The sequence below is a fragment of the Flavobacterium sp. AC105 genome (genome assembly GCF_979258495.1).
Genome location: NZ_OZ409860.1, coordinates 4,418,120 through 4,430,080, shown reverse-complemented (window position 1 = coordinate 4,430,080; position 11,961 = coordinate 4,418,120). Strand labels below are relative to the sequence as shown.

The following is an 11,961-nucleotide window of genomic DNA, read 5'->3' as shown; positions in this document are numbered from 1 at the left end:
AAAAGCGCTAATAATTTATTAGCGCTTTTTTTATGGTTTTTTCTGAATGATATTTAATCAAATTCAGATGTGAAAAATAATTTTACAGTCGGATATTTGTTTTGAGTCATTTGAATTGTAAAGTCAGAATCGGCTAAAAATACCAATTGACCATATTTATCATGAGCCAGGAATTTTTGTTTAATACGTTTAAATTCTTTGAATTCATCATTTTTAGCATCATCAGGTTTCACCCAGCAAGCTTTATGAACCGGAAAGTTTTCATAGGTACATTTTGCGCCATATTCATGTTCTAAACGATATTGAATTACCTCATACTGAAGTGCTCCAACTGTCCCGATTACTTTACGGTTATTCATTTCAAGCGTAAATAACTGCGCAACACCTTCATCCATTAATTGATCTACACCTTTGTCCAATTGCTTGGCTTTCATAGGATCAGCGTTGTTGATATATCTAAAGTGTTCCGGAGAGAAACTCGGAATTCCTTTGAAACTCATTATTTCACCTTCCGTTAAGGTATCTCCAATTTTAAAATTTCCAGTATCGTGTAAACCAACAATATCACCAGGATAAGAAATATCTACGATTTCTTTTTTCTCCGCAAAGAATGCATTCGGACTAGAAAATTTTAAATTTTTCTTTTGACGAACGTGATAATAAGGTTTGTTTCTTTCAAAAGTTCCGGAAACAATTTTTATAAAGGCTAAACGATCTCGGTGTTTAGGATCCATGTTGGCGTGTATTTTAAATACAAAACCAGTCATTTTTTCTTCTTTTGGATCAACTAAACGAGTTTCAGAATCTTTTGGTCTTGGAGATGGAGCAATTGCAACGAAACAATCTAACAATTCACGAACTCCAAAATTGTTTAATGCCGAACCGAAAAATACAGGCTGAATTTTTCCGTCTAAATAATCCTGACGTTCAAATTTTGGATAAACTTCATCAATTAATTCTAATTCTTCACGAAGTTTTTCAGCTGCTTTTTGACCTACAATTTTATCTAATTCAGGATTATTTTGAACATCAGAAAAAGCGATCGTCTCTTCGATATTTTTACGGCTGTCTCCACTGAAAAGGTTGATATTTTCTTCCCATAAATTATAAATTCCCTGGAAATCATATCCCATACCAATCGGGAAACTTAAAGGTGTTACTTTTAATCCTAATTTCTGTTCAACTTCATCCATCAAATCAAAAGCATCTTTACCTTCACGATCTAATTTATTGATGAAAACAATCATCGGAATATTTCTCATTCTACAAACTGCAACCAATTTTTCAGTTTGTTCTTCAACCCCTTTTGCAACGTCGATTACAACAATAACACTGTCAACAGCGGTTAAAGTTCTAAAAGTATCTTCTGCAAAATCCTTGTGTCCCGGAGTATCAAGAATGTTGATTTTTTTGTCTTTATAATTAAAAGCAAGAACAGATGTTGAAACCGAAATCCCTCTTTGGCGTTCGATTTCCATGAAATCACTCGTTGCTCCTTTTTTTATTTTATTGTTTTTTACGGCACCAGCTTCTTGAATTGCACCTCCAAACAACAATAATTTTTCAGTTAAAGTTGTTTTACCGGCATCAGGATGCGATATAATTCCAAATGTTCTTCTGCGTTGTATTTCTTTTAAAAAACTCATATTTCGTATAAATAGGTTGCAAAAGTACTATTAATTAACGCTTAATAAAAATATTCACTTCTATAATTTGGGAACTATTTGTATTATAAATATGAGTTTCTAAGAAAAAAATAAGGCTGTTTTTTTAGAACAGCCTTAGATTAACATTTAATGTAAATTATTGGTTGATTGACCAAACCGTATATCCTTTAGGCGGACATTGAATTTTTACGTATTTATCAGCTTGGGTTGTTGGGTACCAGGTTGAAGCTCCTGTAAAATCTTTAATTTGAGTGTTGGCCCAATTAGTCTGAACCCATCTTTCTTGCCACGATGACGAATTATTAATGTAAACAACCAATCCGGGATTTCCGTTATATCCGTTTCTTCTCGCTACATATTCATCATTATCAGAATATAAAATCGAAGTTGTACCTGTTGCTTTATTATTATGAATCCAGATTAGATTGTTTAACTTGTTTTTATCCAGCCATTCTTCATAATCTCTGTAGAATATTGTTGGATATCCTTCATGAGTTAAAATATAGGAATACGCTAATAATTTATTCGAAATTTCATCTGTATCGTGATTGGTCACGAAAGTAACTGCTTTGTACGGATTTCTTTTCCACATCATGTCGTCGTTTAATAACGCAAGATTATTTCCATCAAAAGCATCATTCATTTTATAATAACAAGCAAAATCAAACACAGAACTATTCGCATTATTAGCCCACCATTCCAATGTGTTTACGTTTGCATCCCAATATTCCCCAACCGAAAATCCGCCTACATTTGCGTTCCAATCGTGTACAACCCACGGAGCAAAACCTTTAACATAATCGAATCTCCAACCATCAAATTTCATGGTGTTTTTATAGTATTTTCCAACTCCGTCTGTTCTTAACCACAGCCAATTCTGTACATTAGGTGCTGCATGGCATAAATCCGGAAAGCCTCCAAAAGAACCTTCGTCGTTATTACCATAACTATTTTTGTAAAAGTCATTATATGTACGTGGAAATTTTCCAGATGCAATTCCTGTAAAGTTCGTCCAGGTGTTTGTACCTGTAAAAGGATTCGCTTCTGATTGTCCTCCACTGTTGTGATTAATTACGATATCAGCATACACTTTTAAGTTTTCGGTATGTGCTTTTGTAATCAGAGTTACCAATTCGGTTTTAGATCCAAAACGTGTTTCTGTAGAACCATTTTGGTTGTAATCTCCAAAATCAAAATAATCTGTTGGATCATATCCCATCGAGAACGCACCATTTTGTGCTTTAGAAGCTGGCGGGAGCCAAATAGAACCAATTCCGGCATTCCCCCAGGCAGTTACTTTGGTCGCAACAGTATTCCACCAGGTTCCTCCGGCAGGAACATCCCAGTAAAAAGCCTGCATCATAACACCTCCGCCAGGATTATCAACATACTTGCCCGTTGGTGAAGATTGAGAAAGCCCTGTACTAAACGGTTTTCCATCGTGATGTGTAACATTAATAATTTGAAATTGCTTGCTTTCAGCTTTAGCATCTGCCTCGTTGGTTTCATTTTGCGAGCAAGAACAAAAAAAAGCTGTCATTACTGCAAGAAAATAAATCTTTGCATTCGGTTTTTTCATAATAGTGATTTGGTTAAGGTTAATTAATAAAGTTGTAATAATGTATTTATAAGGCTTTAAAAAGTGAATATTCGTAATTTTAATACCTGTAAATTATTAATTACGCATCTAAAGTATGTATTTTTTGATTCGATAAACTTTTATAAGAAAATATTTATACTACGAAAACGTTGTAGTGTTGAGAACTTTTTTTATTCGATTTTAAATTAGGATAGTTTGGGTTTTCTGAAAAGAGCTAAATAAAGCCAATTCTCAAGCAAAAACGACACGATTTCTATCGTTTTAGAAAGATTAATTGCAAAAAAGCAGATTCCTTTTATTAGATTTAAGAGCTATCCATATAATTTTTTGTTAATAGTATAGCTGATAGTTGTATTATGTAATTGAATTGTTATTTTTGTTCGGCATAAGTTAAAGGAACTAGATCTTAAATATTTAGTGTTTTTAGATGATTTCTAAAAATATAGGTTAAGTTGATTTTAGTTTAAAACGAAATTCTAAAAACAAGATCTTTACATTCAAATTAAATTTAAAATAATGTTATTAAAAAAATTACAGCTAAAAACAATTGATTACAAGCTAGTATTGACAATGTGTTTTTTACTTTTTTTCAACTCAATTATTTCGGCTCAGGAAATTATTAAAGATACTGTTGTTAAGAAATCAGTTGCGATTCCTTCAGGTCAAAAGCAAAAAATTGATGGTATTATTGCTAATGTTGGAGACTATATTATTTTAGATTCGGATATAGATAAAGGATATTTAGAGATTTCAAGTCAGGGAGGTTCTATAAAAGATATTACAAGATGCCAGATGCTTGGTAAACTTTTAGAAGATAAATTATATGCACATCAGGCTATTCAGGATAGTATTATCGTGAGTGATGCTGAAGTAAGAAGCATGATGGAGGATCGGTTAAATTATATGATCCAACAAGTTGGAGATATTAATAAGGTAGTTGCTTATTACAAAAAAAATTCAGTAGAAGAGTTTAAAACTTATTTTGCAGATATCTTAAAAGAGCAAAAATTAGCGCAGGAAATGACTAAAAAAATCATTGATGCGGTAGAAATCACACCGGAAGAAGTTCGTAATTTCTTTAAGAAAATACCAAAAGAGGAGTTGCCAACTTTTGGAGCTGAAATGGAAGTTGCGCAAATTGTTGTAGAACCTAAAGTTTCGGCAGAAGATGAACAAAAAGTAAAAGACAGATTAAATGCTATAAGAAAAGATGTCTTAGAAGGTTCCAGTTTTGCAACAAAAGCCGTTTTGTATTCACAAGATCCGGGATCGTCGCCAACAGGAGGTTTTTATAAAATGACAAGAAAAACGCCTTTCGTAAAAGAATTTAAAGATGTTGCTTTTAGTTTAGCAGAAGGTGAAATTTCGGAACCTTTTAAAACTACTTTTGGATATCATATTATTATGGTTGAAAAAATAAAAGGACAGGAAGTAGAATTACGTCATATTTTAATTGCACCAACGGTTTCTGAGGAAGCTTTGAAAGATGCCAAAGAAAGAATTACAAATATTAGAAATAAGATAATCAACAAAGAGATTTCTTTTGCTGATGCTGCAAGAACAGAATCAGATGAAAAAGAAACAAGAGCAAATGGAGGAACTTTAGTAAATCCAAATACTCAGGATACACGTTTTGAGCTGACTAAAATGGATCCAACCTTGTACAGTCAGGTTTCTAATTTAAAAGACGATGAAATTTCTCAGCCTCTTTTAAATACAGATGATAAAGGTAAAAAAACATATAAGTTGATTACCGTTACCAACAGAATTGATGAGCACGTTGCTGATTATGCTAAAGATTATACTAAAATTAAAGAATTAGCATTAAAAGAAAAACAGATTACTACAATTTCAAAATGGTTTGATACCAAGATAAAAGATACTTACATTAAAGTTATCGGAGAGTATAGAGATTGTAATTTTGTATACAATTGGTTGAAAAAATAATTTTTATTAAATAAATAAAAAGAGTTAGTTTTATGAATTCATAGCACTAACTCTTTTTAATTTAAAATACATTCATAGATGTCTGACGTAACAGCAATTCACAACCTAGTTCAAAAACGAAATGAATTAAAAGCCGAAATAGCAAAAATCATCGTAGGTCAAGATGATGTTGTAGATCAAATTTTACTTTGTATATTTTCTGGAGGACATGCACTTTTAATAGGTGTTCCCGGTTTGGCAAAAACTTTAATGATAAACACTTTGTCTCAGGCTTTAGGTTTAGATTTTAAAAGAATTCAGTTTACGCCGGATTTAATGCCATCTGATATATTAGGAAGCGAGATTTTAGATGAAAACAGACATTTTAAATTCATTAAAGGACCTATTTTTTCAAATATTATTCTTGCTGATGAGATTAACAGAACGCCGCCTAAAACGCAAGCAGCTTTACTTGAGGCAATGCAGGAGCGTTCCGTTACAATTGCAGGGCAGAATTATAAATTAGACTTGCCTTATTTTGTATTAGCAACTCAAAACCCAATTGAGCAGGAAGGAACATATCCGTTGCCGGAAGCGCAATTAGACCGTTTTATGTTTGCTATAAAATTAGAATATCCAAGTTTTGAAGAAGAAGTACAAGTTGTAAAACGTACCACATCTGATGTTAAAACGACTATTAATCCATTATTTACGGCTCAGGAAATTATTAATTTTCAGCATTTGATCCGCAGAATTCCGGTAGCTGATAATGTTATTGAATATGCTGTAACTTTGGTAAGTAAAACACGTCCTGATAATACCTTGTCAAATGATTTTGTAAAGAATTATCTGGATTGGGGAGCAGGGCCAAGAGCTTCTCAAAATTTAATTCTGGCAGCAAAAGCACATGCAGCCTTCAATGGTAAATTCTCTCCGGATATTGAAGACGTTAAAGCTGTTGCAACGGGAATTCTGCGCCACAGAATTATTAAAAACTACAAAGCAGATGCTGAAGGAATAACAGAAGAAATTATTATTCAGAAGTTGATGTAATAAATATAAAAAAAGCAAAAAGCCTAACAGATTTTAGAAACCTGTTAGGCTTTTTTTTGTTTCTATTTGTCATTGTTTTTTTGTGGTATTGACGCACCTCAAATTGAGTTTTAGACGCACTATAACGATGTAAATTTTAATTTAGAAAGATTCTTAGCGGAAAATGCGGTAAAATCTGACTTAGATTATAACATTAGATTTCGACTTTGTTAAAGAAAAGATTTTAAAATATCAATAATTCATTTTTTTAATACAAAACTGCTATTTTGATAAAAACAAGCAGTCAAAATCGTTTTTTAACAATAATAATTTTTGAAAAGGCGACTTCCATTATATTTTTTTTAATTGTCGGCTTTAATACCTAAATTTGCGTACAAAAAAATAAAAATACCTAGAAAAGACTTTTATTATGAATATTTATCAGGATTACATCCAAGAAATTGAAGAACGAAAAGGTCAAGGGCTTAACCCGAAACCAATTGATGGAGCTGAATTATTAAGCGAAATCATTGAACAAATTAAAGATTTGAATAATGAGTACAGAGAGGATTCTCTTAACTTTTTTATTTATAATGTTGTACCCGGGACGACAAGTGCTGCAGGTACGAAGGCTAAGTTTTTAAAGGAAATTATTCTGGGTCAATCAGAAGTAAAAGAAATAACACCTGATTTTGCTTTTGAGTTATTGTCACATATGAAAGGTGGACCTTCTATTGAGGTATTATTGGATTTAGCACTTGGTGAGTATACTGCTATTGCAAAACAGGCAGGAGATGTTCTTAAGACACAAGTTTATCTTTATGAGGCAGATACAGATCGTCTTAAAGAAGCATTCAAAAATGGTAATCCAGTTGCAATAGAGATTATCAAAAGTTACGCACAGGCAGAGTTTTTTACTTCATTGCCGGAAGTAGTTGAAGAAATTAAAGTAGTTACATATATCGCCGGTGAAGGAGACATTTCGACAGATTTGCTTTCTCCGGGTAATCAGGCGCACTCACGTTCTGACCGTGAACTTCATGGTAAATGTATGATTACGCCTCAGGCACAAGAGGAAATTAAAGCATTACAAGCAAAACATCCTGACGCAAGCGTTATGCTAATTGCTGAAAAAGGGACAATGGGTGTAGGTTCATCAAGAATGTCAGGCGTAAACAACGTGGCACTTTGGACAGGTAAACAAGCAAGCCCATATGTTCCATTTATTAATATTGCTCCAATTGTTGCAGGAACAAACGGTATCTCTCCAATTTTCCTAACAACTGTTGATGTTACTGGTGGTATTGGTTTAGACCTTAAAAACTGGGTAAAAAAGCTTGATACAGATGGTAATATTATTCGTAATGAGAATAATGAGCCAATTCTTGAAGAAGCATATTCTGTTGCTACAGGAACTGTACTTACCATAAACACAAAAACGAAGAAACTATATAACGGCGACAAAGAGCTAATTGATATTTCTAAGGCATTCACGCCTCAAAAAATGGAATTTATCAAAGCTGGCGGATCTTACGCAATTGTATTTGGTAAAAAACTTCAAACATTAGCTGCTAAAATTTTAGATATCGAAGCTCCGCTTGTATTTGCTCCATCAAAAGAAATTTCTATTGAAGGACAAGGTCTTACAGCGGTAGAGAAAATATTTAACAGAAACGCTGTTGGTATAACTCCGGGTAAAGTTTTACACGCCGGTTCTGATGTTCGTGTAGAAGTTAACATTGTAGGTTCGCAAGATACGACTGGTCTTATGACTGCTCAGGAATTAGAATCTATGGCTGCTACAGTAATTTCGCCAATCGTTGACGGTGCATACCAATCTGGTTGTCACACAGCTTCGGTATGGGATAAAAAAGCGCAGGCAAATATTCCAAAATTGATGAAATTTATGAACGATTTTGGTTTAATCACAGCTCGTGACCCGAAAGGCGTTTATCATTCGATGACTGATGTAATTCACAAAGTTCTTAATGATATTACAATAGACGAGTGGGCTATCATTATTGGTGGTGACTCTCATACAAGAATGTCAAAAGGTGTTGCTTTTGGTGCTGACTCAGGAACAGTTGCTCTTGCACTTGCTACCGGAGAAGCTTCAATGCCAATTCCGGAATCTGTAAAGGTGACATTTAAGGGAGAGATGAAAGATTATATGGACTTCCGTGATGTCGTTCATTCAACACAAGCTCAAATGCTTAAGAAATTTGGTGGTGAAAACGTATTCCAGGGTAGAATTATCGAGGTTCATCTTGGAACTCTTACTGCTGACCAGGCATTTACGTTTACAGACTGGACTGCAGAAATGAAGGCAAAAGCTTCTATCTGTATTTCTGAAGATGATACTTTAATTGAATCTCTTGAGATTGCAAAAAGCAGAATCCAGATCATGATCGATAAAGGAATGGATAATACAAAACAAGTTCTTCAGGGATTGATCAATAAAGCAGATAAGAGAATTGCAGAGATTAAATCAGCTGAAAAACCAGCTTTGACTCCAGATGCAAACGCTAAATATTATGCTGAAGTTGTTGTTGATTTGGATCAGATTATCGAGCCAATGATTGCTGATCCAGACGTAAATAATGTTGATGTTTCTAAAAGATATACGCACGATACCATCAGACCTTTATCTTTTTATGGAGGAGAGAAAAAAGTAGATCTTGGATTTATCGGTTCTTGTATGGTTCACAAGGGAGATATGAAAATCCTTGCTCAAATGCTTAAAAATATAGAAGATCTTCACGGTAAAGTTGAATTCAAAGCACCGCTTGTAGTGGCACCGCCTACATACAACATTGTAGATGAACTTAAAGCCGAAGGTGACTGGGAAGTTTTACAAAAATATTCAGGTTTCGAATTCAACGATAACGCTCCTAAAGGCGCAGCACGTACAGAATACGAGAACATGTTATATTTAGAGCGTCCGGGATGTAACCTTTGTATGGGTAATCAGGAAAAAGCGGCAAAAGGAGATACTGTAATGGCAACTTCTACACGTTTATTTCAAGGAAGAGTTGTAGAAGATACTGAAGGTAAAAAAGGAGAGTCATTGCTTTCTTCTACACCAGTGGTCGTTTTATCTACAATTTTAGGCAGAACCCCTACACTTGCTGAATATACAGCTGCGGTAGAAGGGATTAGCCTGACTAGATTTGCACCTTCTCATAAACTATTGGTGATGTAATTACACGATTAGTTATAATGATTATATATAAAAAGCCTGAGCGATAAACTCAGGCTTTTTTCTTTTCTGGCTATTCTATTTTTTGTAACTTGTGATGTTCAAAATAAAAATAAAAAAACAATTATAACTTATGGCTTTTGATATTGAAATGATTAAAAAAGTGTATGAGAACATGCCGGGTCGTGTTGATAAAGCACGCGAGATTGTTGGTCGTCCACTTACTTTAACGGAGAAAATTTTGTACAACCACCTTTGGAACGGAAATCCATCTCAGGCGTTTGGCAGAGGAGTAGATTACGTTGATTTTGCTCCGGACCGTGTTGCATGTCAGGATGCAACTGCTCAAATGGCATTATTGCAATTTATGCATGCTGGTAAAGCTAAGGTTGCAGTGCCTACAACGGTTCACTGCGATCACTTAATTCAGGCAAAAGTAGATGCAGCAACAGATTTGGCACGGGCAAAAACACAAAGCAACGAAGTTTTTGATTTCTTATCATCAGTTTCTAATAAATACGGAATTGGTTTCTGGAAACCGGGAGCCGGAATTATTCATCAGGTAGTACTTGAAAATTACGCTTTCCCGGGCGGAATGATGATTGGTACCGATTCGCACACTGTAAATGCAGGTGGTTTAGGAATGGTAGCAATTGGTGTTGGTGGAGCCGATGCTGTAGACGTTATGTCCGGTATGGCTTGGGAGCTTAAATTTCCTAAATTAATTGGAGTAAAACTAACCGGTAAATTATCAGGTTGGACAGCTCCTAAAGATGTTATTCTTAAAGTTGCCGGTATTCTTACTGTAAAAGGAGGAACTGGTGCAATCGTTGAATATTTTGGTGAAGGTGCAACTTCTATGTCATGTACCGGAAAAGGAACTATTTGTAATATGGGTGCAGAGATTGGAGCTACAACTTCAACTTTTGGTTACGATGATTCTATGAGTCGTTACCTGCGTTCTACAAACAGAGCTGATGTTGCAGATGCTGCAGATAAAGTAGCGTCTTACTTAACCGGAGATCCGGAAGTTTACGCTAACCCGGAACAATATTTTGATCAGGTTATCGAAATTAATTTAACAGAATTAGAGCCACACTTAAACGGACCTTTTACACCGGATTTAGCGACTCCAATTTCTAAAATGAAAGAAACAGCCATCAAAAATAACTGGCCATTACAAATTCAGGTTGGTTTAATTGGTTCATGTACAAATTCATCTTACGAAGATATTGCACGTGCGGCTTCTTTGGCCAGACAAGTAAGTGCTAAAAACTTAAAAACTAAATCTCAATTCACGATTACTCCAGGTTCTGAAGTTGTACGTTATACAATTGAAAGAGACGGATTTATCGATACTTTCGAAAAAATTGGCGCTACTGTTTTTGCAAATGCCTGCGGACCATGTATTGGTATGTGGGACAGAGACGGAGCAGAAAAAGAAGAAAGAAACACCATCGTTCACTCTTTCAACCGTAACTTTTCAAAACGTGCAGATGGTAACCCAAACACTTTAGCTTTCGTAGGTTCTCCGGAATTGGTAACAGCTATGGCAATTGCAGGAGATTTAGGTTTTAATCCGTTAACAGATACTTTAATCAACGAAGACGGAGAAGAAGTAATGCTTGAAGCCCCAACAGGAGACGAATTGCCTCCAAAAGGATTTGATGTAAAAGATCCGGGATTCCAGGTTCCTGCAGAAGACGGTTCAGGAGTTCAGGTTGTTGTAAGTCCAGCATCAGAACGTTTACAATTATTAGCGCCGTTTGATGCCTGGGATGGTAAAAATATTACAGGTGCTAAATTGTTAATCAAAGCATTCGGAAAATGTACAACGGATCACATTTCTATGGCCGGGCCATGGTTGCGTTTCCGCGGACATTTAGATAATATTTCTAACAATATGTTGATTGGCGCAGTAAATGCATTCAACCAAAAAACAAATTCAGTTAAAAATCAATTAACAGGAGCTTATGATGCAGTTCCTGCTGTAGCTCGTGCATACAAAGCGGCTGGAGTTCCGTCAATCGTTGTGGGAGATCACAATTATGGCGAAGGTTCATCTCGTGAACATGCTGCAATGGAGCCACGTTTCTTGGGAGTTAAAGCGGTATTGGTAAAATCTTTTGCCCGCATACACGAAACAAACCTTAAAAAACAAGGTCTTTTAGGATTAACATTCGCTAACGAAGCTGATTACGATAAAATTCAGGAAAACGATACCATTAATTTTACTGATTTAACAGAGTTCGCTCCGGGAAAACCATTAACATTAGAGTTCGTTCACGAAAATGGTACAAAAGACATTATCCTGGCAAATCATACCTATAACGCAGGTCAGATTGGCTGGTTCGTTGCAGGTTCAGCATTAAACTTAATTGCTGCCGGAAAAGCTTAATATTAAGATTCAATGATACTAAAAACGCGCTGTGAAAACAGGGCGTTTTTTTTATTTAAAGCTATTTCCATCCCGAATTGTCCAGACGCTATATCTTTTTTATGGCAGAAAAAGCCATAAAAAAGGATACCGCTCCTAA

General features: G+C 35.0%; 6 protein-coding genes. 4 read left to right on the top strand and 2 right to left on the bottom strand.

What is annotated here, in order from left to right; genetic code table 11:
• Window positions 1–53 precede the first annotated feature (53 nt).
• Entirely contained in the window at window positions 54–1,646 is a 1,593-nt protein-coding gene (locus tag ACZ0AH_RS18350) for a peptide chain release factor 3 (protein ID WP_463477229.1), read from the bottom strand.
• Between the two features lie 157 nt (window positions 1,647–1,803).
• On the bottom strand, window positions 1,804–3,246 hold the full coding sequence (locus ACZ0AH_RS18345) for an alpha-amylase (protein ID WP_463477228.1): 1,443 nt from the start codon (window positions 3,244–3,246) through the stop codon (window positions 1,804–1,806).
• 537 nt (window positions 3,247–3,783) lie between these two features.
• Between ACZ0AH_RS18345 and ACZ0AH_RS18340 the strand changes: the two genes are divergently transcribed.
• From ACZ0AH_RS18340 to ACZ0AH_RS18325, 4 genes are all read left to right on the top strand, one after another.
• Window positions 3,784–5,214 carry a peptidylprolyl isomerase gene (locus ACZ0AH_RS18340; RefSeq protein ID WP_463477227.1) on the top strand — a complete coding sequence of 477 codons (1,431 nt, stop codon included), beginning with the start codon at window positions 3,784–3,786 and terminating at the stop codon, window positions 5,212–5,214.
• 78 nt (window positions 5,215–5,292) lie between these two features.
• The gene (locus tag ACZ0AH_RS18335) at window positions 5,293–6,246 is read left to right on the top strand and encodes an AAA family ATPase (RefSeq protein WP_463477226.1); all 954 of its coding nucleotides are present in this window, start codon (window positions 5,293–5,295) and stop codon (window positions 6,244–6,246) included.
• A 409-nt stretch (window positions 6,247–6,655) separates the two neighbouring features.
• Entirely contained in the window at window positions 6,656–9,427 is a 2,772-nt protein-coding gene (locus ACZ0AH_RS18330) for a bifunctional aconitate hydratase 2/2-methylisocitrate dehydratase (protein WP_463477225.1), read from the top strand.
• A 130-nt stretch (window positions 9,428–9,557) separates the two neighbouring features.
• Window positions 9,558–11,822, top strand: coding sequence for an aconitate hydratase (locus ACZ0AH_RS18325; RefSeq protein ID WP_463477224.1), 2,265 nt, complete (start codon window positions 9,558–9,560; stop codon window positions 11,820–11,822).
• Window positions 11,823–11,961 lie beyond the last annotated feature (139 nt).

Excerpts from the sequence above, each read along its gene's own strand:
- ACZ0AH_RS18350 (WP_463477229.1), bottom strand. The coding sequence starts at position 1,646 with ATGAGTTTTTTAAAAGAAATACAACGCAGAAGAACATTTGGAATTATA.
- ACZ0AH_RS18345 (WP_463477228.1), bottom strand. The coding sequence starts at position 3,246 with ATGAAAAAACCGAATGCAAAGATTTATTTTCTTGCAGTAATGACAGCT.
- ACZ0AH_RS18340 (WP_463477227.1), top strand. The coding sequence starts at position 3,784 with ATGTTATTAAAAAAATTACAGCTAAAAACAATTGATTACAAGCTAGTA.
- ACZ0AH_RS18335 (WP_463477226.1), top strand. The coding sequence starts at position 5,293 with ATGTCTGACGTAACAGCAATTCACAACCTAGTTCAAAAACGAAATGAA.
- ACZ0AH_RS18330 (WP_463477225.1), top strand. The coding sequence starts at position 6,656 with ATGAATATTTATCAGGATTACATCCAAGAAATTGAAGAACGAAAAGGT.
- ACZ0AH_RS18325 (WP_463477224.1), top strand. The coding sequence starts at position 9,558 with ATGGCTTTTGATATTGAAATGATTAAAAAAGTGTATGAGAACATGCCG.